This window comes from Saccharopolyspora pogona, from assembly GCF_014697215.1.
GTDB classification, from domain to species: domain Bacteria; phylum Actinomycetota; class Actinomycetes; order Mycobacteriales; family Pseudonocardiaceae; genus Saccharopolyspora; species Saccharopolyspora hattusasensis.
In genome coordinates, this window is the sequence record NZ_CP031142.1 from 3343642 (window position 1) to 3367513 (window position 23872).

At 67.2% G+C, this 23872-nt stretch carries 27 protein-coding genes and 1 pseudogene; 18 read left to right on the forward strand and 10 right to left on the reverse strand.

The window, feature by feature from the left end; genetic code table 11:
- Window positions 1–126: 126 nt before the first annotated feature.
- From DL519_RS15310 to DL519_RS15330, 5 genes are read left to right on the forward strand one after another with little or no spacing between them, the layout of a single operon-like run.
- The gene (locus DL519_RS15310) at window positions 127–1392 is read left to right on the forward strand and encodes an ABC transporter substrate-binding protein (protein ID WP_190815745.1); all 1266 of its coding nucleotides are present in this window, start codon (window positions 127–129) and stop codon (window positions 1390–1392) included.
- Window positions 1389–2162, forward strand: a complete 774-nt coding sequence (locus tag DL519_RS15315; RefSeq protein WP_190815747.1) for an ABC transporter ATP-binding protein — start codon at window positions 1389–1391, stop codon at window positions 2160–2162. Before DL519_RS15310 ends, DL519_RS15315 begins: the two co-directional genes overlap by 4 nt.
- A gap of 1 nt (window position 2163) precedes the next feature.
- Window positions 2164–2898 (forward strand): ABC transporter ATP-binding protein, encoded by a 735-nt coding sequence (locus DL519_RS15320; RefSeq protein ID WP_190815749.1) that lies wholly within the window; start codon window positions 2164–2166, stop codon window positions 2896–2898.
- The gene (locus DL519_RS15325; protein WP_190815751.1) at window positions 2895–3770 is read left to right on the forward strand and encodes a branched-chain amino acid ABC transporter permease; all 876 of its coding nucleotides are present in this window, start codon (window positions 2895–2897) and stop codon (window positions 3768–3770) included. The genes DL519_RS15320 and DL519_RS15325 overlap by 4 nt, the downstream gene beginning before the upstream one ends.
- Entirely contained in the window at window positions 3767–4849 is a 1083-nt protein-coding gene (locus DL519_RS15330; protein ID WP_190815753.1) for a branched-chain amino acid ABC transporter permease, read from the forward strand. The genes DL519_RS15325 and DL519_RS15330 overlap by 4 nt, the downstream gene beginning before the upstream one ends.
- A gap of 46 nt (window positions 4850–4895) precedes the next feature.
- Here the strand turns inward: DL519_RS15330 and DL519_RS15335 are convergent, their stop codons facing one another.
- Together DL519_RS15335 and DL519_RS15340 are read right to left on the reverse strand one after the other, a co-directional pair.
- Complete coding sequence (locus DL519_RS15335) at window positions 4896–5744, reverse strand: MurR/RpiR family transcriptional regulator (protein WP_190815755.1); 849 nt, start codon at window positions 5742–5744, stop codon at window positions 4896–4898.
- A gap of 200 nt (window positions 5745–5944) precedes the next feature.
- Window positions 5945–6223, reverse strand: coding sequence for an aldehyde dehydrogenase family protein (locus tag DL519_RS15340; RefSeq protein ID WP_317891441.1), 279 nt, complete (start codon window positions 6221–6223; stop codon window positions 5945–5947).
- 45 nt (window positions 6224–6268) lie between these two features.
- Between DL519_RS15340 and rocD the strand changes: the two genes are divergently transcribed.
- Entirely contained in the window at window positions 6269–7507 is a 1239-nt protein-coding gene (gene rocD, locus DL519_RS15345; RefSeq protein WP_190815757.1) for an ornithine--oxo-acid transaminase, read from the forward strand.
- 478 nt (window positions 7508–7985) lie between these two features.
- Here rocD and DL519_RS15350 read toward each other — a convergent pair whose 3' ends face one another.
- The 3 genes from DL519_RS15350 to DL519_RS46475 all read right to left on the reverse strand — a co-directional run bounded on the left by DL519_RS15350 (window position 7986) and on the right by DL519_RS46475 (window position 10270).
- Entirely contained in the window at window positions 7986–9506 is a 1521-nt protein-coding gene (locus tag DL519_RS15350; protein ID WP_190815759.1) for an AMP-binding protein, read from the reverse strand.
- Entirely contained in the window at window positions 9409–9900 is a 492-nt protein-coding gene (locus DL519_RS15355) for a condensation domain-containing protein (RefSeq protein ID WP_190815761.1), read from the reverse strand. Before DL519_RS15355 ends, DL519_RS15350 begins: the two co-directional genes overlap by 98 nt.
- Window positions 9901–9994: 94 nt before the next feature.
- A complete protein-coding gene (locus DL519_RS46475) occupies window positions 9995–10270 on the reverse strand; it encodes an acyl carrier protein (RefSeq protein ID WP_223839036.1) in 276 nt (91 codons plus the stop codon).
- A gap of 69 nt (window positions 10271–10339) precedes the next feature.
- Here DL519_RS46475 and DL519_RS15365 point away from each other — a divergent pair, with 69 nt between their 5' ends.
- The gene (locus tag DL519_RS15365) at window positions 10340–11380 is read left to right on the forward strand and encodes an IS630 family transposase (RefSeq protein ID WP_190815763.1); all 1041 of its coding nucleotides are present in this window, start codon (window positions 10340–10342) and stop codon (window positions 11378–11380) included.
- A 47-nt stretch (window positions 11381–11427) separates the two neighbouring features.
- Here DL519_RS15365 and DL519_RS15370 read toward each other — a convergent pair.
- Together DL519_RS15370 and DL519_RS15375 are read right to left on the reverse strand one after the other, a co-directional pair.
- Window positions 11428–12126, reverse strand: a pseudogene (locus tag DL519_RS15370) (AMP-binding protein); the annotation flags it as partial.
- Between the two features lie 503 nt (window positions 12127–12629).
- Entirely contained in the window at window positions 12630–13280 is a 651-nt protein-coding gene (locus tag DL519_RS15375) for a GntR family transcriptional regulator (RefSeq protein ID WP_190815767.1), read from the reverse strand.
- A 100-nt stretch (window positions 13281–13380) separates the two neighbouring features.
- On the opposite strand from DL519_RS15375, the gene DL519_RS49980 reads away from it, so the two are divergent.
- The 7 genes from DL519_RS49980 to DL519_RS15405 all read left to right on the forward strand — a co-directional run bounded on the left by DL519_RS49980 (window position 13381) and on the right by DL519_RS15405 (window position 19454).
- Window positions 13381–13461 carry a putative leader peptide gene (locus DL519_RS49980; RefSeq protein WP_397545052.1) on the forward strand — a complete coding sequence of 27 codons (81 nt, stop codon included), beginning with the start codon at window positions 13381–13383 and terminating at the stop codon, window positions 13459–13461.
- 75 nt (window positions 13462–13536) lie between these two features.
- Window positions 13537–14379, forward strand: a complete 843-nt coding sequence (locus DL519_RS15380) for an ABC transporter permease subunit (protein WP_190815769.1) — start codon at window positions 13537–13539, stop codon at window positions 14377–14379.
- The gene (locus DL519_RS15385; RefSeq protein ID WP_190815770.1) at window positions 14376–15092 is read left to right on the forward strand and encodes an ABC transporter ATP-binding protein; all 717 of its coding nucleotides are present in this window, start codon (window positions 14376–14378) and stop codon (window positions 15090–15092) included. Before DL519_RS15380 ends, DL519_RS15385 begins: the two co-directional genes overlap by 4 nt.
- A gap of 241 nt (window positions 15093–15333) precedes the next feature.
- Window positions 15334–16560, forward strand: a complete 1227-nt coding sequence (locus DL519_RS15390) for an IS110 family RNA-guided transposase (RefSeq protein WP_190812993.1) — start codon at window positions 15334–15336, stop codon at window positions 16558–16560.
- Between the two features lie 56 nt (window positions 16561–16616).
- Window positions 16617–17687 (forward strand): NrtA/SsuA/CpmA family ABC transporter substrate-binding protein, encoded by a 1071-nt coding sequence (locus DL519_RS15395; RefSeq protein WP_190815772.1) that lies wholly within the window; start codon window positions 16617–16619, stop codon window positions 17685–17687.
- On the forward strand, window positions 17674–19035 hold the full coding sequence (locus DL519_RS15400) for an LLM class flavin-dependent oxidoreductase (RefSeq protein WP_223839038.1): 1362 nt from the start codon (window positions 17674–17676) through the stop codon (window positions 19033–19035). Before DL519_RS15395 ends, DL519_RS15400 begins: the two co-directional genes overlap by 14 nt.
- A complete protein-coding gene (locus DL519_RS15405) occupies window positions 19035–19454 on the forward strand; it encodes an OsmC family protein (RefSeq protein ID WP_190815774.1) in 420 nt (139 codons plus the stop codon). Before DL519_RS15400 ends, DL519_RS15405 begins: the two co-directional genes overlap by 1 nt.
- Before the next feature lie 26 nt (window positions 19455–19480).
- Here the strand turns inward: DL519_RS15405 and DL519_RS15410 are convergent, their stop codons facing one another.
- The gene (locus DL519_RS15410) at window positions 19481–19732 is read right to left on the reverse strand and encodes a hypothetical protein (protein WP_190815776.1); all 252 of its coding nucleotides are present in this window, start codon (window positions 19730–19732) and stop codon (window positions 19481–19483) included.
- Window positions 19733–20511: 779 nt separating this feature from the next.
- On the opposite strand from DL519_RS15410, the gene DL519_RS15415 reads away from it, so the two are divergent.
- From DL519_RS15415 to DL519_RS15425, 3 genes are all read left to right on the forward strand, one after another.
- Entirely contained in the window at window positions 20512–20649 is a 138-nt protein-coding gene (locus DL519_RS15415) for a hypothetical protein (RefSeq protein ID WP_190815778.1), read from the forward strand.
- Between the two features lie 258 nt (window positions 20650–20907).
- Window positions 20908–21486, forward strand: a complete 579-nt coding sequence (locus DL519_RS15420; RefSeq protein WP_190815780.1) for a hypothetical protein — start codon at window positions 20908–20910, stop codon at window positions 21484–21486.
- A 23-nt stretch (window positions 21487–21509) separates the two neighbouring features.
- The gene (locus tag DL519_RS15425; RefSeq protein WP_190815786.1) at window positions 21510–21692 is read left to right on the forward strand and encodes a BBE domain-containing protein; all 183 of its coding nucleotides are present in this window, start codon (window positions 21510–21512) and stop codon (window positions 21690–21692) included.
- Here DL519_RS15425 and DL519_RS15430 read toward each other — a convergent pair.
- Complete coding sequence (locus tag DL519_RS15430; protein ID WP_190815788.1) at window positions 21689–22255, reverse strand: nucleoside deaminase; 567 nt, start codon at window positions 22253–22255, stop codon at window positions 21689–21691. The two genes, DL519_RS15425 and DL519_RS15430, sit on opposite strands and share 4 nt — an antisense overlap.
- Window positions 22256–22394: 139 nt before the next feature.
- Here DL519_RS15430 and DL519_RS15435 point away from each other — a divergent pair, with 139 nt between their 5' ends.
- A complete protein-coding gene (locus DL519_RS15435; RefSeq protein WP_223839040.1) occupies window positions 22395–23306 on the forward strand; it encodes an antibiotic biosynthesis monooxygenase in 912 nt (303 codons plus the stop codon).
- 15 nt (window positions 23307–23321) lie between these two features.
- Here the strand turns inward: DL519_RS15435 and DL519_RS15440 are convergent, their stop codons facing one another.
- The gene (locus DL519_RS15440) at window positions 23322–23843 is read right to left on the reverse strand and encodes a hypothetical protein (protein WP_223839042.1); all 522 of its coding nucleotides are present in this window, start codon (window positions 23841–23843) and stop codon (window positions 23322–23324) included.
- Window positions 23844–23872 lie beyond the last annotated feature (29 nt).

Below are 23872 nucleotides of genomic sequence, written 5' to 3' on the forward strand. Positions count from 1 at the left end.
CCCGGCATTACCCAGAACTACCGGCAGTACCGCGCACTACAAGCGCAAACCAGCAGTCCGCGGCGTGCGACGACGGCCGCAGTTCCGCACGGCACCCAAAACCCTCACTGAGCCTAGGTAGGACACATGCTCTGTTCAGCGCGCCCAAAATCGGCCAAGAGGACCGCTCTCGCGGCGTTCTCACTCGCGGCCGTGCTCGCCGCCGCGGGCTGCACCGGCACCGACTCCGCAGGCGGTTCCGGTGATTCCGGCGACTCCGACACCGTGACCATCGGATTCGCGCTCAGCCAGAGCGGCCCGATGGCGCCCTTCGACGTCGAGCCGGGCAACGCCGCGCTGATGCGCGTCGCGCAGCTCAACGCCCAAGGCGGCATCGGCGGCCGCCAGATCAAGGCCATCGTCAAGGACGTCCGGTCAGACCCCGACACGGTCGGCACGGTCGCCACAGAACTGGTGTCCGAGGGCGTGAACCTCCTGGTCACCCCGTGCGACTTCGACCTGAGCGCACCCGGGGCCTCGGTCGCCCAGGCCGCCTCCATCCCGGCGATCTCGATCTGTGCCGGCGACCCGAAGATGGCCGACACGAAGACCCTCGGCGACTACATCTTCTCCGGCAACGCCGGTAGCGACGTCGAGGGCGCCACCGGTGCCGCCTGGGCGATCCAGCGCGGCTGGAAGTCCGCCTACGTCATCCAGGACGAGAGCATCGAGTACACCAAGTCGGCCGGGAAGTACTTCCGCGCCGAGTTCGAGAAGCAGGGCGGCACCATCGTCGGCGAGGACGCCTTCCCCGGCGGCGACAACGTCGACATCAGCAGCCAGGCCAACCGGCTGCGCAACCTTTCCCCCAAGCCCGACTTCGTCTACGTGGCCAGCTGGAACCCGGGCGGCGCGACCGCAATCCGCCAGCTGCGCGACGCGGGCGTGACGGCACCGATCGTCGGCCCGGCCGCGCTGGACGGCCAGGTCCTGCTCGGAATCGTGGGCAACCGGGCCAGCGACATCTACTACACGGCCTTCGCCTGCTACTCCTACTGCAGCGGCTCCGGGCAGAACGGCCTGGACTCCTTCGTCTCCGACTACGAGAAGCAGTACGGCGCCAAGCCGGCCTCGAGCTACGCGCTGCTTGGCTACAACCTGATCTCGGCGGTCGGTTCGTTGCTCGACGGGGTCGGGCCGGGCTCCGGCGAGCAGATCAAGGCCGCGCTCGAGAACAGCAAGCCCGTCACGACGCCCATCGGCGACGTCACGTACTTCTCCCCGACCTGTCACAAGATCACCAACATGCCTCTGACGGTGATCGGGGTCGAACAGGGCAGCATGAAGTTCGTTGGTCAGCAGCGCGTCGACGCCATCCCCAACGTCGGCGACGGCAACACCTGCGCGTCATGAGCAGCCCGACCGCACCAGCCGCCGCAGCGGCCACCGAAGCGCCCACCACTCGGTCGCAGCTCCAGATGGTCGACGGCGGCATCCACTTCGACGGTGTGAAGGCCGTGGACGGTGTCTCGATCACGGTCCGCTCGGGTGAGGTCCTGGGGCTCATCGGTCCCAACGGCTCGGGGAAGACAAGCACGCTGAACCTGCTCTGCGGGATGCTGCGGGCCACCAGCGGTTCGATCCATCTCGACGACCGCGATGTCACCCGGATGTCCATGCGGCACCGGGCCCGGCTCGGGATTGTGCGGACCTTCCAGAGCGGCCGGGTCTTCGCCCGGCTCAGCGTCGCGGAGAACGTCGAGGCGGCCGCCCTCGGCGGGCGTCTGCGCCGCAGCGCAGCCCGCAAGCTGCGCGACGAGATCATCGACGAGCTCGGACTCGGGGCCGTCGCGGCGGCCCCGGCGTCGAGCCTGCCCGCCGGGCAGATCAGAACCGCCGCGATCGCCCGCGCTCTGGCGACCCGTCCGCGGTTCCTGCTGCTCGACGAACCGGCCGCGGGGCAGAACGAGGCCGAGGCCGTCGATCTGATCAACACGATCCGCGGGTTCGCCCGCCGTCGGTCCTGCGGTGTCCTGCTCGTCGAGCACGACATGGCGGTCGTGATGGGGACCTGCGATCGGCTGCATGTGCTCGACAGCGGTCGCACGGTCGTCGAGGGCAACCCGCCGGCGGTCCGCAAGGACCCACAGGTGATCGAAATCTACTTCGGGAAGCGATACTGACATGGTCCTGCACATCGACGACGTGTCGGTCCAGTACGGCGCGGCCGTGCGCGCGGTCCAGGGATGCACGCTCGAGGTCGGAGAGGGGCAACTCGTCTCGGTCATCGGCCAGAACGGCGCCGGGAAGAGCACCCTGCTCAAAGCCGTCATGGGCCTGGTCCCGCTGGCCGGCGGAAGCATCAGGGTCGACGACGTCCAGGTCGGATCCCGGGCGTTCTCACCGGTACGCAGCCAGCTGTCCTACGTGCCCGAGCGCGGCGGAGTGTTCGCGAACCTGTCCGTGGGCGAGAACCTGCGTCTCGGTGGGGTCGCCTGCAAGGACAAGGCCGCCGTCGCCGCCCGCATCGAGCGGGAACTCGAACGCTTCCCCGTGCTGCGCAAGTACTGGGGCCGCGGGGCGAGCCTGCTCTCCGGCGGCGAGCAGCAGCAACTCGCAATCGCCCGCGCCCTGATCCTCGATCCCCGCCTGCTGTTGCTCGACGAGCCCACCCTGGGCCTGGCGCCGATCATCATCGATCTGATCTTCGATGTGATCGCCGGTCTCCGGGCCGAGGGCACGACGATCCTGCTGGTCGAGCAGAACGCCATGCGCGCGCTCGAGGTCAGCGACCGCGCCTACGTCCTGCAGGCGCCGGGCAAGGTGCTCGGTGCCGGGACCGCGGCCGAACTCCAAGACATCCCTGCCGTGGTCGACTACCTCGGCTTCTCACCCTCCGAAGCAGGTGCTTCGCAGTGATCCTCGAATTCGTCGTCTCCGCGATCGGCCTGGGCGCCCTCTACGCGCTGCTCACCATCGGTGTGGCGCTGCTGTTCGGCGTCCTGGGCCTGTTGAACTTCGCCTACGGCGAGATCGTCATGGCCGGCGGCTTTGCCCTCTACCTGTTCCGCGACCAGCCCTGGGCGCTCTCCGTCGGTGCCGCCGTGGTGCTCGCCGTCATCGTCGCCGTCGTCTGCGAGGTGCTGGCCTTCCGCCCGCTGCGTGACGCCGACCCGATCACCCTGATGATCGCCTCCTTCGCCGTCAGCCTCGCGATCCAGAGCCTGGCCCGCATGACCGTACTCCCGCGCGCCCAGGGCGTGGCCCCGGAGCCGTTCCTGGGACAGCGCTTCCAGCTCCTCGGCGCCGACATCAGCGTCCTGGAGATCGGCACCCTCGTGCTCTGCGGGCTCATCCTCGGTGCCGTCGCCTGGCTGATGACCCGCACAAGCCTGGGCATCCAGCTGCGCGCCGCGGCCGAGAACTTCGAGATGGCCTCCGTGCTCGGCGTGCGGGCGAACCTCGTCATCCCTGGCGCCTTCGCGATCGTCGGGCTCCTGGCCGCCGCCGGATCGGTCGTGCTCGTCGCACGCCAAGGCGCGGTGTCCGCCGAGATGGGCCTGCAGCCGATGCTCATCGGCGTGGTCGGGGCGGTACTCGGTGGGCTGCGCAGCCTGAAGGGCGCGGCACTGGGCGGGTTCATCCTCGGCGTGGCCACGACGCTGCTCGAGACGGTCCTCCCGACCGGGCTGATCGCCTTCCGCGACGCCGTCCTCTTCACGGCCCTGATCGCCGTCCTGGTCATCAGGCCCCAGGGCCTGCTCAGCAGCGCGAAGGTGCGTGTCTCATGAGGAACAAGTTCGACTGGCTCCAGACCCCCGCTCTGCTCGTGGGGCTGTGTGTCCTCTGCGCGCTGGTCGGGGCCTTCAGCGGTGGCGCGCTCGGCCGCGTGGTCACCATGACACTGATCTCGGTCGTGTTCGTCGCCGGGCTTTCGGTCTTCACCGGCAACTCCGGGGTGATGTCGTTCGGGCACGTGGCGTTCATGGCCGTCGGCGCCTACGCCACCGCCTACCTGACCATCCCGGTACCGCTGAAGAACACCCTGTTCCCGCACCTGCCCGCGCCCCTGGCGTGGCTGGGCGAGGTCCACGCCCCGTTTCCGGAGGCGCTCGTGATCTCCGGCCTGGCGGCAGGACTGCTCGGGCTGCTCACCTCACCGATCGTCGCGCGACTGAGCGGCCTGCAGTCCGGCATCGCCACCCTGGCAGTGCTGGTGATCGTCTACAACGTGCTGAACAGCTGGACCGACGTGACCCGCGGCTCCTCCAGCATGATCGGGATCCCCAAGGTCACCACGGTCTGGACCGCACTGGCCGTCGTCGCGATCACAATCGTCGTAGCCTGGGCCTACCGGTGCTCGCGCAGCGGACTGCAGCTCAAGGCCTCCCGTGACGACTTCTGGGCGGCCGAAGCGGCGGGGATCTCCGTCGGGCGCCACCGAGCGATCGCCTGGGTCCTCAGCGCGGTCCTCTGCGGGATCTCCGGTTCGCTGTACGCGTCGTTCCTGGCCACGTTCAACGTGAGCGGGTTCTTCCTCTCCACGACCTTCGCCTTTGTGGTGATGGTGGTGCTCGGCGGCTACCTCTCCCTCAGCGGTGCCGTGATCGGGGCGATCGGCGTCAGCGCCCTGCAGGAGCTGCTGCGGCGCCTGCAGGACGGTGGGCTGACCGGGGGCGTGGCGCTCCCGGCGGGCACCGCCGACCTGCTGCTCGCGGCGGTCCTGCTGGTCATCCTGATCAAGGCGCCTTACGGGGTGATGAACGTGCGCGAGCTCCGACTCCCCCGCCCCCGCGGGAAGGGAGGCGACAAGCCTCGCCAGGCCGACCAGACCGATCCGGTGCGGTTGACCAGCGGCGCCATGCAATGACAGACCGGGCGTCGCCCGGTCAGAGAGGCCGGATCGAGGAGAGCGCCTACTCGGTGTTCTCCTCGATCTGTTGGAGCCTTTCCACGCCCTTCGCACCCCGGCGCTCGGCGACCGCGGCGATGACACTCTCCGTCACCGCGGTCGCCGCGACCAGCGAGTCGAACGGTGAGGCGGAGTCGACACGCACGGGCAGCACGACCTTGGCGACCTTCGCGATGGGCGAGAGCCAGTTGTCGGTCATCAGGCACACCGTCACTCCCCTGTCCGCCATCTGCTGGGAAAAGCGCAGGTTGAGGTCGGTGTAGCGGCGGTAATCGAAGATGACGAACACGGTGCTGCCCGTCGCCTCCACCACCGTGCTCCGTCGGTCGATCTCGTCGTTGCTCACCAACGCCACGCCCGACCGGATCAGGCGCAGGTGCACGACCAGATACTCCGCCAGCAGCCGGCTGAACCGGCCGCCCGCGACCCGGATCTCTCGACCCGGGTCGCTGAGCAGGCCCACCAGACGACCGAACTCCGACTCCGGCAGGTCGGCGTAGCTGGACGAGAGCATCTCGGCGAAGGAGCTGAGCGTCTCGGGCAGCACGCCTTCCTCCGACGTGCGCTTCGCCGCGATCTGCTTGAGTGGGGACCCGAGCTCGCCGTTCAACTCGTGCACGAGCGCGCGCTGAAAGGAGGGAAAGCCGGAAAACCCCAGCCGGGTCACGAACCGCACGACGGTGGGAGAGCTGACCCCGCCCCGTTCGGCCAGATCGGCGACGGTCGTCAGACCGGCGGTCGGGTAGTTGGCCAGCAGCGCTCGCGCAACCTTTCGCTCGCTATTGCTGAAGTCGTCGAGCTTCTCCATCGCCAGAGCGCGGACCGAGGCGAACCCGCCGAGGATCTCAGTCATGATGACAAATTATCAGCAACACGGCCTCTCTGAAACGGAAATTACAGATCCTGTGCCATCTGCCGATAGCTGTGCTTTCAAGCCGGAACGAAGGACTGCTGCCCCACGGCCGCCCCCGGCGGGCTTGTCGTTGACATAGAAGTTTCCGGCGGTCAAACGCATACCGTGGCTGACGCGGTCGAGCTGGCGGTCGGTCCCGGTCATGCCTCCGTGCCTGGCCCAGCATCGTGGCGGCGACCGGACGCGCCCGCCCCGGCCCGGACAACAGCCCCGCGGCTCGCAGGAACACCGCCACGCTCCTCGAAGGGCAGGCCACGCCAGGCCCGGGCCGCCTCGCGGGCGGCCTCCACCGCGGCTTCCGCATCCGCCGTTTCGGCCGGTCGGATGGTGCCCAGCAGCAGTTGGTGGCCCGGGAGTCGTCCATCGTGGTCCCGGCCAGGTTTCGCGCAGGAGGCGAGGCCGAAACACAGGTTACAGATTCGGCGGTATTGACTTCAACTGAAACAAACTGTTCTATGGTCGGTATGGCCTCCGCTGACCTTGGGACGCTCACCGCCTCCGACCGCCACACCGCCCAGACCGAGCGCTACGCGGCGCACAACTACCACCCGCTCCCCGTAGTGCTGGCCCACGGGGAAGGAGCCTGGGTGACCGATGTCGAGGGCCGGCGGTACCTCGACTGCCTCGCCGGGTACTCGGCGCTGAACTTCGGCCACCTGCACCCGCGGCTCGTCGCCCGCGCACACGAGCAGCTCGGACGACTCACCCTGACCAGCCGCGCCTTCTACAACGACCGCCTCGGCCCGTTCTCCCAGGCACTCGCCGAGCTCACCGGCAAGGACATGGTCCTGCCGATGAACTCCGGCGCGGAGGCCGTCGAGACCGCGATCAAGGTGGCCCGCAAGTGGGGCTACCGCGTCAAAAGCGTCGATCCCGGCAGCGCGACCATCGTGACGATGCACGGCAACTTCCACGGACGCACGACCACGATCGTCAGCTTCTCCGACGACGACGTCGCGACCGCGGACTACGGACCGTTCACGCCCGGGTTCGTCAGCGTCCCTTACGGCGACCTCGATGCGCTGCGGGAGGCGATCAACCCGTCGGTCGTCGCCGTCCTCTTCGAGCCCGTCCAGGGCGAGGGTGGTGTCATCCTGCCGCCCAAGGGCTTCCTGCAGGGGCTGCGAGAGCTCTGCACCGAGCAGCGGGTGCTGATGGTGGCCGACGAGATCCAGGCGGGGCTCGCGCGAACCGGCCGCACCTTCGCCTGCGACCACGTCGACGTGGTCCCCGACATCTACATCCTCGGCAAGGCCCTCGGCGGTGGCCTGTACCCGGTCTCGGCGGTGGCCGCCGACGAGGAGATTCTCGGGGTCGTCACCCCCGGCAGCCACGGCTCGACCTTCGGTGGCAATCCCCTCGCCGCGGCGGTCGGGCTCGAGGTCGTCGAACTGCTGCGCACCGGGGAGTACCAGGAGCGAGCCCGACGGATCGGCGCGCGGCTGGCCGAGCGGCTCGACGGCCTCATCGGGCACGGCCTGATCAGCGCCCGCGTGCATGGAGCGTGGGCCGGCATCGACATCGACCCGGAGCTGATGACCGGCCGGCAGGTCTGCGAGGGGCTTCTCGAGCATGGAGTGCTCGCGAAGGACACCCACGAATCGACCGTGCGGTTCGCGCCTCCCCTTGTCGCGACCGACGAAGACATCGACCTGCTCGTCGACGCGCTGGCGAAGGTGCTCCAGTCCACCGGCGCCGTATAGGCCTGCTGGGAATCCAGCGGGCCAAGGACCTCGCCGCGGCCACCCAGGCCTCTGTCCCGGACACGGGCCTGGGCTGGCCGACTGCCACGAACGTCCGCTTGCTGGGCCAAGATTCTGGATTCGTCGGCGATGTGTGACGTATCCGCCGATAAATGCCGGCATCACCGCCGTCGCGGGTGGGTCGATGGCGGCGAATTCTGGTATCACCTGCGGCCGTGCGGTACCTTGCCTGGGCGTCAGGTGATCCCTCGGGCCACCCGCCCCTGCGGGGGAGGGCAGCAGAGCCCTGGCGAAGTCGTTTCTACCGTCCAGGGCGCAACTCGCTGCCGTCGGCATAGGCGAGAATGACCCGCGAGTGGACGTGGCCGTACTGCAAAGGGGCGGCGATCAACCCGCCGGCCGACGCACGACGAAGTAGGCCAGAGTCCGCCTGAAACGCGCGGCGAAAAACCGAAGCTCCGCGAGCCACCCGTACTGTTCAGGCTCGCTTGTTCCCCAGGGCCGCCGTTAAGCAGAATCGCCGGGCGGTCGTGGTCAAGTTCTGGCTGATCGACACGCAGTTGGTGTCGACCACGAGGCGGCTGACCGCTCGATACGGCACACCGACCGCCTTTGGACGACCGGTGGAACCCGAAGTGAACATCACGTATGCCAGGTCTGCTCCGGTCAGCGGCCTGGTCAGCGTCGGGGGTTGCACTGAATCCTCGTGATCCACGGTCACCGTTGGCACGTCGAGGTCGTGCCGGGCGCCTCCGACCTCGACGACGCACAACAGCTCGGTTTCTTCGGCCATCGTGGCAAGTCGTGCCGGTGGATAGGCGGCGTCGAGCGGCACGTACGCTCCGCCAGTTATGAGGATGCCCACCATGGCCACTATGGCCTCGACACCACGATGTCCCAACACACCGACTGGCTGCCCGATTTCGACTCCGCGAGCCACAAGACGGTGTGCCAAAGCGTTGGCTCGCCGATCCAGCGCGTCGTAGCTCAGCCCCGTGTTGCCGTCTCGCACGGCGCACGCCGACGGTGTCTGCCGACTCCATGAATTCAGCAGGCTTAGCAGGCTGGTGTCGCGGTGGTATCGGCGGGCGTCACTGTGCACCATGGGGGTCCGTCCTCGAGACGACGGGGCTTTCCCCGCGGCGTCGACCAGGGCTGCGGCTAGCTCGTGCAGATGCGTGGCAAGCTCCGCATCGCTGTAGCAGAGAGGATTCGCGTCGAGATCAAGCTCTGGCGGACAGTTCGATCGTACGTGGAGGTGGATCGCGATGTCCTCGATGGCCTGCGCTCCGGTTGACACGCTCTTGGCAACGCCACGACTGCTACCGAACCAGAGGTCGTAGTCGAACGGAAGTACGTTGACCACGGGCCCGTACAGTCGCCGCGTGCCACCGAGCAGCCGCAAGTCGCGCCGCAAGTGTTCACCGCGATAACGCGTATGTGGTTGGATCGCCCGTTGTTCCTGTGCAATCGAGCGCGCAATATGGAGCAGGTCGTCGGTCCGCTCGGTCACCCGGAGTGGAACGATATTGGCGATCATCGCGGGTGTCCGTGCTGCCGGTGAACCCAGCCGACCCATCACGGACGAGCAGAGCACTATCTCGTCCGCCCCCGTTCGGCGATGCAAATGGCGAGCTACCACCGCCAGTACGAGCGTCGCCCAGCTGACACCGGCCGACTGAGCCACCTGCCATAGCCCGTGCGCGACGTCCGCTGGCAGCCGTTTGCTCTGGCGAAGCATGTGCCCGCAGGGACCTGCTGATCGATCACCGAAGCTGGGAATCGATGGGCTATCAGCGAAGCGGGCCTGCCAGAAGTTTCGGTCGACTACCCGCTGTTCGGACAACTGGTAGGCGTGATCGGCCTCGACGACGTCGCGGAGTGCGCCGAACCACCTCCGGTTATTGGTCGAGGCAGTGTAGAGCTGCGCAACCCGCTGAGCGATAAGGAAAACCGTAACCGTCCAATGCGATGTGATGGCACCGGTGGTACCAGACATGGTGTTCCGGGCCGAGGATGAACAGCGCGTGGCCAAACACGGGTCCATTAGCCAGATCCACCAGCTTGGCGAGGCCACCCACCTTCCACCGATTGGCGGCTGTCCTTGGATCGGAGTCGCCGCACAGATCAATTACGGGAAACGGCCAGTCCGCAGCGGACCGTAGAAGTTGTGTCGCGTGGCCCTTGTTCTCGACAAAGCACGCATTGAGCGCATCCGCCTCGGTAGCGGTCGTGCGTACGGCCATCTCGAGCAGCGAGGTGTCCAGCGGCCCGTGGATTTCTACGCATTCAGTCGCGTTGTAGAGCGGACTCGCCGGAGCGAGCCGCTGCGCGAGCCAGACAAGCTGCTGGGTGGCGGTCAGCGGTAAACTGTCCGATTTAGATGCCTTCATGTCGGGCCTACTGCCGGACCAGCAAGGCAACCCAAGCACCCACTGTGGGATGCTCGGCGAGCTCGGCGAACCTGGCCGTCGCACCGGCGGCGCGTCAGCCCTCCACCAGCTTGATCAGCCGGAGTGAGTCAAGTCCGTGGTCGAGTAGTTGCGCGTCATCGGTAAGCATCTCGTCAGGCAGGTCTAGGACTTGTGCTATGTCGAGCCGTATCTGGTCGGCGGTCAGACTGTACGTGGAGTGCGTGTTGTTCTGCCGCGTCTGAGACGCTGCGGTCGCGCTCTGGTTTCGGAGCAGCTCCTTGTCGATCTTACCGATCGGTGTTCTTGGTAGCCGATCGAGGAATTCAACCCGATCAGGAACCCTGTGCACGGCGATGTCTCTGCCACGGACGAAACTTATTGATCGGGAACTCAAAGGTCTGATCTTCGTTGATCTGGCATGATCGCTGGTGTGCGGGATGCGCGGAGGTTATCGCCTGAGACGCAGGAGGATCTGCGGCGCAGGGTGGTAGCGGCTGTCCATGGTGGGATGACCCAGGCCGAGGCGGCGCAGGTGTTCGCGGTGTCGGCGCAGTCGGTGTCCAGATGGGTGCAGGCGTGGCGAAAACGCGGTTCGAAGGGTCTTGCCGCGCGTCGCCGGGGTCGCAAGGCCGGGGAGCAGAAAGCGTTGAGTGCCCGCCGGCAGCGCAGGCTGCGGTATGCGGTCGCCGAGCACACCCCGGCCACGTTCGGGCTGACCGGCCTGGTGTGGACCCGCAAGGCCGTGGCCGAGCTGATCCGGGTGCGGCACGGCATCGTGTTGAGCCTGACCACGGTCGGCAAATACCTGCGTTCCTGGGGGCTGTCACCGCAGAAACCGATCCGCAAAGCCTACGAGCAGAATCCCGAAGCGGTGCGGGTGTGGCTGGAAGAGCACTATCCGGCTATCGCCGCCCGCGCCCGCCGCGAAGGCGCGACGGTGCTGTGGCTGGACCAGACCGGGATCCGCTCGGACGCCGCCGTGGGCCGCACCTGGGCCCCGAGGGGCACGACGCCGGTGGTGGGCAAGACAGGCAAGCGGTTCAGCGTGAACGCCATGTGCGCGATCGGCAACAAGGGCGAGCTGTACTTCACCGTCTACATCGGGTCGTTCAACGCCGGGGTCTTCCTCCCCTTCCTCAACCGCCTGGCCGGCCATCACGGCCGTAAGGTCCACCTGATCGTCGACGGACACCCCGTCCACCGCCGTAAGACCGTCCAGAAGTGGCTCACCGAACACCGCTCGGACATCGAGATGCACTTCCTTCCCGGCTACAGCCCCGAGCTCAACCCCGACGAGATCCGGGGTGCCGACCTCAAACGCGCCGTGTCCACCGGCACAGCACCGAAAACCCGCGACGAGCTGGAAACAGGGGTCCGCTCCTTCCTCCACCGACTCCAGAAGCTGCCCGACCGAGTTCGCTCCTACTTCGGCAAACCCGAAGTCCGCTACGCCGCCTGACATCACATATTTGCCCTGCGCATCAATAAGACGTCGCTTGCCGTGAGCGCGGGGTTGGCGGACACCACGTGGGCACAGGTTCGTTCGCCGAGAAAGGAGTCAGGCATCGCGACCACGGCTGCCTCAACGATGTCCGGATGGGCGGACAGGTGATTCTCGATCTCCTCGGCAGCGATCTTCTGACCGCCCCGGTTGATCTGGTCCTTGGCACGGCCGACGACAACGAGATGTCCGGACGGTAGCTGCCGGACTATGTCGCCGGTGCGGTAGAACCCTTCGGCGGTGAACGCAGTGGCGTTGTGCTCGGGGGCTCGGTAGTAGCCGCGAATCGTGTAAGGCCCGCGCGCGAGGAGGTGACCGGGTGAGCCGGGAGTCACCTCCATGTCGGCGTCGTCGACCACCTTGATCTCATCGTCGGGCGACAGCGGCTTTCCTTGGGTGCCGAACACAATGTCCTCGGGGTCGTCGAGCCTGGTGAAGTTCAGCAGGCCCTCGGTCATGCCGAACACCTGCTGCACCGCGCAACCGAATCCTGCTCGCACCTGCTCGGCCAGGTCACGCCCCAGTCTGGCGCCACCAACCTGGATGAGTCGCAGGCTGGACAGGTCATGTCGGGTTTTCAGCGGCGACTCCGTCCAGCTGTTCAGCAGTCCCGGAACGAGGCCGGTGACAGTGACTCGTTCCCGCTCAATCAGCGGAAATGCGGCCTCCGGGGCCGGCTGTGCGCCCAGCACGACCGTACCGCCTGTACGAGAGTACTTCGGGAACGGTGAAGGTTCGAGCCGCCCGCCACCTCGTCACCGACCGCCTCGACATCAGCGGAGCCCGCTGGGGCCTCGACGGCGCCGAATCCGTCCTGAGCCCACTGCCAACGGGGACTCCAACAGGTCCAGCGGCAGCCGCCCCAAACGGCTTCAGCCCGCCAGCTTGCCCTCGCGGCTTGCTTGAGCCGTGTGCGGCAACGAGTCGCATGCACGGTTCTCAGGGGACCGCCGCAGCAATGCGGCGGTCCTACCCGACTCCGGCGCGGCAACGCGCCGAAGCTACCCGCCCATGCGTTGCGCCACATAGACCGCGCAGGAACGTAAGCTGTCCTCGGATTAGCGGACGGTTGGACCGTTCCCTCCATCTCCGCGACACTCGTGACGGAAAACAGTCCATACCGGACGGTCGCCGATCTGCGCGGAAAGCGGATCGCGACGCCACCCAACAACAGTGATGCCTACCGTTGCGCGCAGCTGGCCGCGGCTCAGCTGCCGTGGCGGACGAGGGTCGCGATGCGCAGGTCGCGCGCCCTCCTCTGATGCGCCGTCATCGCCGCGCGTGCCTTCTCTGCGTCCCGGTCGCGGACCGCGTCGAAGATCTCGCGGTGCTCGTCGAGGATCCGCTCCAGGTTGTCCGGCGCGGACGTGGACCGCGAGTCGTGGGCGGCGAGCTGGGTCTCCAGGCCGTCGAGCAGGCGGCTGATCGTCTTGTTGCGGCCGGCCGCCCGCAGCGCGAGGTGGAACTCGTGATCAAGGCGCAGCCGGGAGGCGATGTCCTCCGCGCCCGCCGCCTGTTCGAGGAGATGCTCCAGCCGCGCGAGGTCCAGTTCCGAGGCGTGCTGCGCCGCCGCCTGCGCGGACGCGGCGTCAAGCGCGATGCGGGCATCGCAGATCTCCAGGATCTCCTCGGCCGAACGCAGCGGGACGCGGTAGCCCGTCGCGGTGCGCTCGACGAGTCCTTCGAGTTCGAGGCGGCTCAGTGCCTCCCGCACCGGTGACCGCGACACCTGCAGCTCGCACGCAAGCCCGCTGGCCGTGACGGTGCTGCCCGCGATGAGCTCGCCGTCCAGGATCCGGCCACGGATCTGCAGATAGGCCGTCGTGTCACCGGCCGGCACGGTCACGGAATGCGCCATGTGCTCATTCTGTCCGACGTGTGGACGACTGTCGTCAGGTGTATTCATGTGTCGCCGATCGCATTGACACGTCGTTCACGGATCGGCGAGGGTATGCGCCATGAGCCCCATCGCCGGACTGCAGCTGACCAGCCGCCGGCACATCGACCTGGTGCGTACCGCTGGCGCGTTCTGTCGCTGAGCCGCGGTCGCGCCCGCGTGCGCATTCGCCGCTTTCCGGTCTCCTTTTCGGTTCGCCCTCACCGAAGGCTGCGCGATGTCCGAACCCGTGCTCACGGTCGATTCTGTTTCTGCTCCTTCAGCCCCCGCGCGCCGCGCGCGGCCCGGTCGCGTCTGGCGCGCCGGGCTGCCGTGGGTGGTGCCTGTCGTCCTACTCGTCGTGTGGCAGACGGGCTCGTCCACGGGGCTGATTCCCGAGGAGGTACTCCCGCCGATCAGCGAGGTGCTCGACACCGGCCGCTACCTGGAAGGCACCGGCGAACTGCAGCGGCACATCCTGACTTCCTTGCGGCGCATCTCGATCGGCTTCGGCATCGGCGCGGCGACCGGGCTGCTGCTGGGGTTCGCGGTCGGCATGTCGCGGCTCGCCGAGGGGTTGTTCGACCGCTCGTTGCAGATGGTGCGCACGATCCCGCACCTGGCGCTGGTGCCGCTGATGATCGCCTGGTTCGGCATCGGCGAGCTGCCCAAAGTCTTGCTGGTCGCGCTCGGCACGTTGTTCCCGGTCTACCTGAACACGGTCAACGGGATCCGCGGTGTAGAGCCGAAACTCGTCGAACTCGGCCGCTCCTACGGCCTCGGCCCGCTCGGCGTGATCCGCCAGGTGGTAGTGCCCGGCGCGCTGCCGTCCATCCTGACCGGAATCCGCTACGCACTCGGCGTGGCGTGGCTGACGCTCGTGGTGGGCGAGACGATCGCCTCGCGGGATGGGATCGGCTTCCTCGCGCAGAACGCACGCGAACTGCTGCGTACTGACCAGATCGTATTGGCGGTGCTGCTGTACGCGATCGCCGGCTTCCTTGCCGACGCGCTGATCCGCAGCGTCGAACGGGTCACGTTGCGCTGGCATCCCCATTTCCGGCGAGGAGCTTCCGCATGACGACGACGGTGTGCCTACGTGGCCTGACAAAGACCTACGACCATCCCGTGCTTGCCAGTCTCGACCTCGACGTCGCGGCGGGCTCCTTCGTGTCGCTGATCGGGGCGAGCGGAACTGGAAAGTCCACTTTGCTCCGCCTGGTCGCCGGGCTGGAACGGACCGACGACGGCGAGATCGGTCTCAGCCGGCCCGAGGGCGGCGAGCCGCGAGTGCGAACGATGTTCCAGGAGGACCGGTTGCTGCCGTGGCAGCGGGTCGAGGCCAACGTACGGCTAGGTCTCCCGCGCGCAGCCGACGTGACTGAACTGCTGAACGCGGTCGGGCTCGCCGGGCGGGAGCGCGCCTGGCCCTCGGACCTTTCGGGTGGTCAGCGGCAGCGCGTCGCGCTCGCCCGCGCGCTGGCCCACCGGCCGGATCTGCTGCTGCTCGACGAGCCCTTCGGTGCGCTCGACGCGCTCACCCGTGTCCGCATGCAGCTCCTGCTCGAAGGACTGTGGCAGGAACGCGGCAGCACCGTCCTGCTGGTGACGCACGACGTGGACGAGGCGCTCGCATTGTCCGACCGCGTCCTCGTACTCGCCGGCGGCCGAATCGTCCGAGACCTGGCCGTCGACCTGCCGCGCCCACGGCGGCGCGATGACGAACGCCTCGCGCGGTGGCGCGCCGAACTGCTCGACGAGCTACTCGCGCAGGAAACCGTCACCACCGCCTAATGGGAGCTACCGGGTCGGCCACCGGGCAGACTCGGGTCCGGTAGCGGCCAGTGAGTGAGCACTCTCGTCGCCAGGCATTCGATGCCTAAGGTCAGACCGTGCCCCCGCTGGTCGTGGGGAGGACGTGACCACTGATGGGGTGACGTGCCCGCCGAAGGCTGGCGTGAGCACTGGACCATTAGGCCGCCGGTGTTCCTCTTCCGCGCTGCTCAGGACACGATGCTGACCGTGTGGAGGGTATGTGTTGTTCGTCGGAGATGACTGGGCTGAAGATCACCACGATGTCGAGGTGCAGGATGAGACGGGTCGGCGGCTGGGTCGGGCTCGGCTGCCGGAGGGCGTGACCGGGGTTGCCCGGCTGCACGCGCTGATCGGTGAGCATCTGCCCGAGGGCGCCGAGCCTGACCAGGTCGTGATCGGGATTGAGACTGATCGAGGTCCATGGGTCCAGGCGCTGATCGCGGCCGGGTACACGGTGTATGCGATCAACCCGCGGCAGGTGGCGCGCTATCGGGAGCGGCACGGCACCTCGGGCGCCAAAAGCGACGCCGGGGACGCGCACGCCCTGGCCGACATGGTGCGCACCGACCGTCATCAGTTACGCGCGGTCGCCGGTGACACCGAGCAGGCCCAGGCCGTGAAGGTGGTGGCGCGGGCGCACCAGACGCTGATCTGGGACCGGCACCGGCACATGCTGCGGCTACGCACCGCGCTGCGCGAGTTCTTCCCCGCCGCGCTGGAAGCCTTCGACGATCTCCTCGCCCCGGATGCACTGGAACTCCTTGGCCGGGCACCGGACCCGGACCAGGCGGCCAGGGTGTCACGCGCGCAGATCACGGGCGCGCTCAAGCGGGCCCGGCGCCGCAACGTGGACGAGAAGACCACCGCGATCCAGACCGCGCTGCACACTGAACACCTGACCCAGCCGCCGGCCGTGGCCGCCGCCTACGCGGTGACGGTGCGGTCCCTGGTTAGCGTGATCACTGCCTTCAACACCGAGATCGCCGCCGTGCAAGAGCAGGTGCAGGCGTGTTTTGGCCGAGCCCGGGACGCTGAGATCTACCTGTCCCAGCCCGGCATGGGACAGATCCTCGGGGCCCGGGCCCTCGGCGAGTTCGGCGACGACGCCGACCGCTACGCGAGCGCGAAGAACCGGAAGAACTACGCCGGCACCAGCCCGATCACCCGCCAGTCCGGTAAGAAGAAGACCGTGCTGGCCCGCTTCGTCCACAACGACCGGCTCGTCGACGCCCTGCACCAGCAGGCCTTCTGCGCCCTCCGCGCCTCACCCGGCGCCCGCGCCTACTACGACGAGCTCCGCGGCCGCGGCATGAACCACCACGCCGCCTTACGCCAGCTGTCCAACCGACTCGTCGGCATCCTGCACGGCTGCCTCAAGACCCGGAGCACCTACGACGAACACACCGCCTGGGCACACCACAACCGAGACCAGCAAGCCGCCGCTTGACAAACAAAATCATGGGGTGTCTGACCTTTCCCTTCCCCACGAACGGAGTTCTTGCCATGCCCGCGACCCTTTCGCGCCGCAGGTTCCTCGGTCTGAGCGGCGCCGGCGCCGCCACGCTCGCCCTCGCCGCTTGCGGTTCCCCATCCGTCGGCCCGGTCGGCGCCGGAGCCCAGTCCGCGCCGTCCCAGCTGCGGTACGCAGTGATCGGCGACGGCCGCCTCGGCATCCCGGCCGCGTTGCGCGCCAAGCTCGGCGGCCTCGACCTCGAAGCCGCGCTCGGTGGCGTGAAAGTCACCTGGCAGCCCGGATTCACCGCCTCGCTTCCGGTGATGGAGGCGCTGAAGGCCGGGGAGATCGACTTCACGTTCGCCACCGCGACCGCCGTGATCTACGGTGTCGGCGGCAAGGTTCCGCTCGTCCCGCTCGCCGCCTTCCCCCTGCCCGGCGACGAAGTGGACATCCTGGTACCCAAGGGCTCCCCCATCACCGGCGCTGCCGACCTGCGTGGCAAGCGGATCGCTGACCAGCAGGGCACCACCGGCACCTACAGCCTCATCAAGTACCTGCAGACCGCCGGGCTGACCCTGCAGGACGTGCAGTACCAGAACCTCGCCGCCGCCGACGCCGAAGCGGCGTTCGCGAACGGGTCCGTCGACGCCTGGATCAGCTGGCAACCGCAGATCGAGCTGGCCAAACGCCGTCACGACGCCGTCGCGCTCCCCGGGGTACGCACCTACGATTACGCCTACTTCATCACCAGTGAGGACTTCGCGGAGTCGCATTTGGACACCGCGGTCAAGGCGGTGCGGGTGGTCCGCGACGCGCAGAACTGGATCAACGCCAACCCGGATGCGGCCGTACAGGCGTTCGCGGCCGCAGGTGGCTTCGGCAACGACCAGCTCACGCAGGAGATCTACCGCGACCTGATCGTCGCGCAGCGGCTCTCCGAGTCCCTCGCCGGTCCCCAGCTCGGCCCCATCGGCGACGCGGCGGCCGCGAACACCCAGGAACTGGCGGACAACTTCCACTCCCTCGGCGTCTACCCGCAGCAGATCGCCGTCCGCGACTGGCTCGCGGACGGCCGGTTCGACCACGTCAAGAAAGCGGTTTCCGATGTCCTCGCCTGAGCAGCAGATGCACCTCGCCGCGTTCGTCACCGCCGGCCCGGGACGGCCCGGCGGCTGGCGGCACCCGAACTCGGTCTCCGACTGGCGTTCGGCGAAGTACTACCAGCGGATCGGCCGCACCCTGGAGCGGGCTAAGTTCGACCTGATCTTCTTCGCCGACATCCTCTCCGTGCCCTACCGCTACGGCGACTCGCTCGACCCTCAGCTGCGCTACGGCGCGCTCGGGTCGATGCGCCTGGACCCGACCCCGGTGCTCGGCGCGCTCGCGGGCGCCACCGAGCACCTCGGGCTCGCCGCGACCGTTTCCACCACCTACGTCGAGCCCTTCACGGTGGCTCGGTCGTTCGCCACGCTCGACCACCTGTCCAGCGGGCGGGCTGCGTGGAACATCGTGACCTCGTTCCAGGACGCCGAGGCCCGCAACTTCGGCAAGGACACGCACCTCGACCGCACGCGACGCTACCGGCGCGCCGAGGAGTTCCTCCAGGTCACCGCGAAACTGTGGGACAGCTGGGACGACGACGCGCTGGTGCTCGACCCGGCGGCACCGACGTTCGCCGACCCCGAACGCGTGCATCGCGTGGACCACCACGGCGAATGGTTCAACGTGCAGGGCCCGCTCAACGTGGCGCGACCGCCACAGGGATACCCTGTGCTGATCCAGGCCGGCGCCTCGCCGTCGGGGCGGGATTTCGCCGCGCGCTGGGCGGACGTGATCTTCTGCAGCCACGCCTCCCTCGACGCGGCCAAGGACTTCTACGCTGACATCAAGGGCCGCGCTGCCGCGCACGGTCGCGACCCGAGGCAGATCAAGATCCTGCCCGCGATCACCCCCGTCGTCGCCGAGACCGCCGAAGCCGCGAGGGAGAAATCACAGCAGCTTTCGGACCTCGTAGTGCCGGAGGCTGGTCTGTCCACACTGTCCTATCATCTGGACATCGACCTCGCGCCGTTCCCGCACGACGAGGTGTTGCCCGAGATGCAGGTGCCGGGCGTCCAGGGGCATTACGAAGAGGTGCGCGAGCTGACCGAGAAGCACGGAATGACGCTGCGGGAACTCGGCAAGCAGTACGGCGGCACCCACGAGGGCGACTTCATCGGCACCGGCTCCGAGGTGGCCGACGCGCTCGAACAGTGGTTCACCGAGGACGCCTGCGACGGGTTCACCGTCAGCGGTACCTATCAACCCGGCGCGTTCGATGAGTTCGGTGACGAGGTCGTGCCGCACCTGCAGAAGCGCGGTCTGTTCCGCACGGAGTACACCGGTTCGACGCTGCGCGAGAATCTCGGCTTGGACCGGCCCGCGAGTGGGGACTGGCACCAGCGCGCGGCGCGTGAGGAGGACTGATGACCACGGCACAGAACGGTATCGCCACCGTCACAGGAACGCTGACCTCGACGGAGGGGCGTTTCCTGCTCAGCGCTGGAACGAACCATTTCGTCTCCGACGCGCGGGTCGAGCCGGGCGAGGCGGTGACGGCGGGCCAGCTGTTCATATCCGCCGCGGTCTCGTGCGCGCTTGCCAACATCAACCTGCACGGCCGCGAACTCGGCGCCGACCTCACCAGTGCGTCGGTCAGTGCTCAATCCGAACGCGATCCCGATGACCCCACCCGATACCGGTCGGTGGTGCTGACCTTCTCGCTCCCGCACATCCCGGAGGTGGTGGCGCGGGAGATCCTGCACCGCTTCACCACGACGTGCCCCATCTACAACACCATCCGCCGCGGCGGAGCCATCGAAACCGTCCTGACCGCCCAGGGCTGAAGCCGTCCTTGCCCTTGCCGATAACCTCATCCGCCCTGGCGCGAGGCGGTGTCCGGGGTAATCGCCGAGATCAACTGGGTGACTGTGTCCTGAGTCGACACCGCATCGGCCAGGATCGTGGAGTCCACCGCCCGCTTACGGCGGCCCCGCAGGATCCCAGTCTGCTCGATGACCTGCTTGACCGCGTCGTTGATCCGATGCGGCCGCCCGGACTTCGCCAGCCGTTTGCGCCAATACACCAACGTCGCGGGGGCGAACCCCATGTGATGCAACGACATCCCAGTCGCGACCTTCTACCGCAGATCACACCGCGCCGCCTCGGCGGTCTCTCGATCCGAGAAATCATGCAGAGCCTGCAACGCCAAGATCGAAGCCATCACCGACCGCGAACATGCTGCCCTCGGGCACCAGATGACCGGCCAACGCCTGCGCGTCCAGCAACTCCCTGACTGAACAGCGCTCGAACGATCGCACCGAACAGCGACAGCCCCGGAGCGCTGGTGCAGGCAGTGGACAAGCCTCCTAATCAGGGTGAACGCGATCACGGCTTTCCCGCCTTACTAATGAAAGTGCCGCGAGCGAGCTCGTACCCGGCGTTGTCGTCTCCGTTTCCGGACGCGGATGATGCGGTCTGACCGTCCAATACGGACTCCTGAGGATCAGTTTTTCGGCTGCTTTCCCATGCTGGGCAGCACATAGATGCCGGGACTGCTGCGCGCCGGGTCAGGTTCGTCGGTTCAACACCCGCCGACTGCGAGAACCGTATTCCCAGGGGATTTAAATGAGACCCGAGGGATTACCCGGCCGAACCGAGACTGAGCGGCGAGTCACAGCGCGGGCCGACTGCGGGAAGAAAGAATTTGTGGCCCTGTGCTTGCCGCTGGAGCTTGCCTGCGCAGTCGGGGCATCGAGTCCTCCTCATGGCCACGCCGGTCTTGCCGACCGTATTCGGCGTGGGACGGGCCGGGCGTCAATATTGCTTCGGCGTCGACCGCTCGCGCCAGGCCTAACGCCGGAGTTCACACGAGCTTCGCAACTGATACGAGGAGTGATCAGCTTGGTCCGCAGTGCGGAGCCTGGTGTGGGCCTGCACGCCTTCGAGCTCCGCGAGGAGCCGAATGACGAGGAGGTTGTGTGCGGAGTTCGCCGGGCCGCGTCCGACGGCGTTCATGAGCCGTCCCGCGTGTCCCGCTGAGCGCAGTCCTGAAACCAAGCTAAGTCCCTCCCGGGGAGGTCGCCACTTCGACCGCGGCTTGATGCCGCCTCCGACCTGCCCACCGGCGAGCGCAAGCACTTCTGCTGTGCCACGCTCGCGCTGGCGGGCTCGTGGCGTCCGGGAACCGGGACGAACGTGTCGGCGCTTCCCCGCGGCAGGTCTGGGTCGTGCTTTGCCGCGAACACGGGTGTGGGGGGACGTAATGGGTACCGAGATATTGCGCGGACCAGTTACCTGGTGGACCTCTATCCCTTGCCGCGCGCGCTCACTACGAGCACCTACGTCTACTCGCTCGCCGACGCGGAGGAGGTTGCGGGTTGGGCGTCCGACCTGGGCGACCGGCTGCCCCCAATGGTCGAGCCGAGCTTCCTTCTTGCCGCCGCACCACGCGGGGTGACGGCGGAACAGCTGGGCAAGGTCGCCATTGTCACCGCCGCCGCGTTCGCGGACTCGACGGACGCCGCAGTCGAGGCACTGGCGCCGCTCGGCTGCTGTCCCGCCGCCGGGCGGGCGCTTCAGGCCCAGGTCGCCGTGCCCGCCACCTTCGACGGGCTATTCGACGCCGCCGCGATGTTCTGGCCCGAGGGCCGTCGCTACGCCGCCGACACGGCGTGGTCGAATGCCGAACTCGGTGACGTGGTGAGCCGCCTGCGGGAACCGATCCTGGCCGCTCCCTCGAGTGAGTCGGTCGTACTCGCTACCTTGTCGCCGGAACCCCGCGGCGTCGACCCGGCGGCGGACATGGCGTTCTCGTGGCCGGACGGACCCTGCTCGACTGCTATGCCGTGTGGCAGGAGCGAGCCGACGACGAAGTGAACCGTGCTTGGCTGCGCGAAACGATGACAGCTCTGGAACCCGTCACTATCGGCCACTACGTGGGTGAAGCGGACCTCACTGCGGAGCCGGAACGAGCCCGCCGGTGCTACACCGAACAGAACTGGCAGCGGTTGCAGGCGCTGCGCGCACGCTTCGACCCGAACGGATTTTTCTACACCTATCCTGACGGCGTCGCTCCGCGCTAATACGGGTGCCGATCGGGCTTGTTCATCCACGCCTGGTACGCCCTGTCCCCGATCTCGGGGTAGATTTGTTGAATCGATATTCTCCGCTGGTCGAGTGGTTTCTTGAAGTCGTCGTACTGGAAGGCGTCGTCGAAACCGATCTCTCTGGTGTCTTTGAGGTCCTTGGCGTAGTAGACCGCGTTGATTCGGGACCAGTAGATCGCGCTCATGCACATAGGGCACGGTGCACCGCTGATGTAGATGGAGCATCCCATGAGCATGCGGGCCCGCTCGGGCACCACGTCATCGGAATCCTTCGGCCGTGGCACGAACTCCAGAGTCGATTCGTTCTGGTGGTCTTCCGGAATGCTCGGCGCCTCGGAGTTCAGTACCTGCGAGGCCTTCCGTATGGTCTCCACCTCCGCATGCGCGGTCGGGTCGCCGGTGAGCAGAACGCGGTTCTGCCCCCGTGCAATGACCTCTCCGTCGCGGGTGATTACCGCGCCGAACGGGCCGCCCCACCCGTTCTCAACGGATTCGGTCGCCAACCGGACGGCTTCGGCAATGAGTTCCTTGTGTTCCATCCCCAGAACCTCCGATCAAATCGCGCTCAGCGCTTCTTAGTCGAGTTGTCCGACCAGCCGGAGCTAGTTATGGTTACCCGGTATGGAGTGGGGGCCAAACCAGGAATCCGGGAGTCGCGGCGCGACCGTCCTGATATCGTTGACGGTCCGTGAAGGCCGCGAGGACGACTACCAGCGATGGCAACAAAGGGTGGACCAGGCAGCCAGCGGCTTCAGCGGGTTCGAGGCAGCGGAGCAGTATCCACCGACGTCAGGTGAGCAGAACGCTTGGTCGGTCGTCTTTCGCTTTTCGACGATCGACCAGTTGACCACCTGGTTGAACTCGACGGAACGACAGGAACTCCTCGCCGAGGGCGAGGGCCTGTTCGAAGGGCCGACCACGCAGGAGGTTCTCGCCGGAGAGCCGCCGACCCGGGATGTCGTGACCGCGGTCGTCTCACACGACGTCAGGCCGGGTCGCGAACGCGAGTTCAGGCACTGGCAGAACAAGGTCCGCAAGGTCCAGGAGAAGTCTCCGGGATTCATGGGACTCGAACTTTTCGAGCCCATACCAAGAGTTCAGGCAAAATGGGTCGCGGTGTTCCGGTACGACAGTCGTGAGCATCTGGAGGAATGGTTGGACTCCGAGACGCGGGCGAAACTTCTGGAGGAAGGAAAGGACTACTTCGCCGCCTATGACGTGCGAAAGATCAGATCGGCATTCGGCAGTTGGTTCCGCTTCGACGGCGAGGGGGAGGAAGGGATCCCACCCAACTGGAAGCAGGCCATGACCGTGTTGCTGGCCCTCTATCCCACCGTCATGGTCCTGAACCTGACAGTCGGTCACCAACTGGACACGGCAGGGCTACCGGGGTACCTGTCCCTGTTCATCGGCAACGTGTTGAGCGTCAGCATCCTGACCTGGCTGCTGATGCCCCTGGTGAACAGGCTCTTCGCGTTCTGGCTGGTGCCAGGGCCGGTCCGCATGGCGGTGACGAACCTGGCGGGCACGGCCGCCGTCGTAGCCTGCTACCTGCTGTTCCTCGCCATCTTCGCCTGGGTCACTGCCTAACCGCTGCCCTGGTCGCTAGCGAGATAGCTGGACGCAGGGGAACGCCCAGCATTTGGCTCCGGCGTCGGTCGTTGACGATGGGAGCTGGCGAGGGGGATGTTGGGAGACCTCCCGATCTTGTTGAGTGTCAACGCCGCTGAGCACGATATCGATGTCCACGTCGGCAAGGATGGCGTCGGAGAGGGCAGGGAATTTCCCGTCTCGGTCCCAGATCAGGAACCGCGCTCGGCGGCCTGTGTCTTCAAGGTCCATGGCGAGGTTTTTCGCTGCTTGGGCGACCCACGAGGCGGTCGGGTGAGCGGTGGCGCCAAGGATACGGATTCGCCGGGTTGTGTGTTCGATGACGGCGAGCACGTACAGCCTTGCCCCGGACAGGGTGACGGTTTCGAAGAAGTCGCAAGCCAGCAGGGCATCGGCCTGGGAGCGCAGGAAGTCCGCCCAAATGCTGGAGTTCCATTCAGGTGCCGGGTCTATCCCGGCTTCCTGCGAGATCTCCCAGACGGTCGAGCCGGCAATTTTCACGCCCAGGACGAGCAATTCTCCGTGGAGTCGGCGGTATCCCCAGG

Coding starts and splice junctions, on each gene's coding strand:
- DL519_RS15385 (WP_190815770.1), top strand. CDS start 14,376: ATGACGACGACGGTGTGCCTACGTGGCCTGACAAAGACCTACGACCAT.
- DL519_RS15330 (WP_190815753.1), top strand. CDS start 3,767: ATGAGGAACAAGTTCGACTGGCTCCAGACCCCCGCTCTGCTCGTGGGG.
- DL519_RS15380 (WP_190815769.1), top strand. CDS start 13,537: ATGTCCGAACCCGTGCTCACGGTCGATTCTGTTTCTGCTCCTTCAGCC.
- DL519_RS15335 (WP_190815755.1), bottom strand. CDS start 5,744: ATGACTGAGATCCTCGGCGGGTTCGCCTCGGTCCGCGCTCTGGCGATG.
- DL519_RS15395 (WP_190815772.1), top strand. CDS start 16,617: ATGCCCGCGACCCTTTCGCGCCGCAGGTTCCTCGGTCTGAGCGGCGCC.
- DL519_RS15375 (WP_190815767.1), bottom strand. CDS start 13,280: ATGGCGCATTCCGTGACCGTGCCGGCCGGTGACACGACGGCCTATCTG.
- DL519_RS15400 (WP_223839038.1), top strand. CDS start 17,674: ATGTCCTCGCCTGAGCAGCAGATGCACCTCGCCGCGTTCGTCACCGCC.
- DL519_RS49980 (WP_397545052.1), top strand. CDS start 13,381: ATGAGCCCCATCGCCGGACTGCAGCTGACCAGCCGCCGGCACATCGAC.
- DL519_RS15350 (WP_190815759.1), bottom strand. CDS start 9,506: ATGTCTGGTACCACCGGTGCCATCACATCGCATTGGACGGTTACGGTT.
- rocD (WP_190815757.1), top strand. CDS start 6,269: ATGGCCTCCGCTGACCTTGGGACGCTCACCGCCTCCGACCGCCACACC.
- DL519_RS15365 (WP_190815763.1), top strand. CDS start 10,340: ATGATCGCTGGTGTGCGGGATGCGCGGAGGTTATCGCCTGAGACGCAG.
- DL519_RS15410 (WP_190815776.1), bottom strand. CDS start 19,732: ATGTCGTTGCATCACATGGGGTTCGCCCCCGCGACGTTGGTGTATTGG.
- DL519_RS15355 (WP_190815761.1), bottom strand. CDS start 9,900: ATGAAGGCATCTAAATCGGACAGTTTACCGCTGACCGCCACCCAGCAG.
- DL519_RS15405 (WP_190815774.1), top strand. CDS start 19,035: ATGACCACGGCACAGAACGGTATCGCCACCGTCACAGGAACGCTGACC.
- DL519_RS15430 (WP_190815788.1), bottom strand. CDS start 22,255: ATGGAACACAAGGAACTCATTGCCGAAGCCGTCCGGTTGGCGACCGAA.
- DL519_RS15315 (WP_190815747.1), top strand. CDS start 1,389: ATGAGCAGCCCGACCGCACCAGCCGCCGCAGCGGCCACCGAAGCGCCC.
- DL519_RS15320 (WP_190815749.1), top strand. CDS start 2,164: ATGGTCCTGCACATCGACGACGTGTCGGTCCAGTACGGCGCGGCCGTG.
- DL519_RS15425 (WP_190815786.1), top strand. CDS start 21,510: ATGACAGCTCTGGAACCCGTCACTATCGGCCACTACGTGGGTGAAGCG.
- DL519_RS15310 (WP_190815745.1), top strand. CDS start 127: ATGCTCTGTTCAGCGCGCCCAAAATCGGCCAAGAGGACCGCTCTCGCG.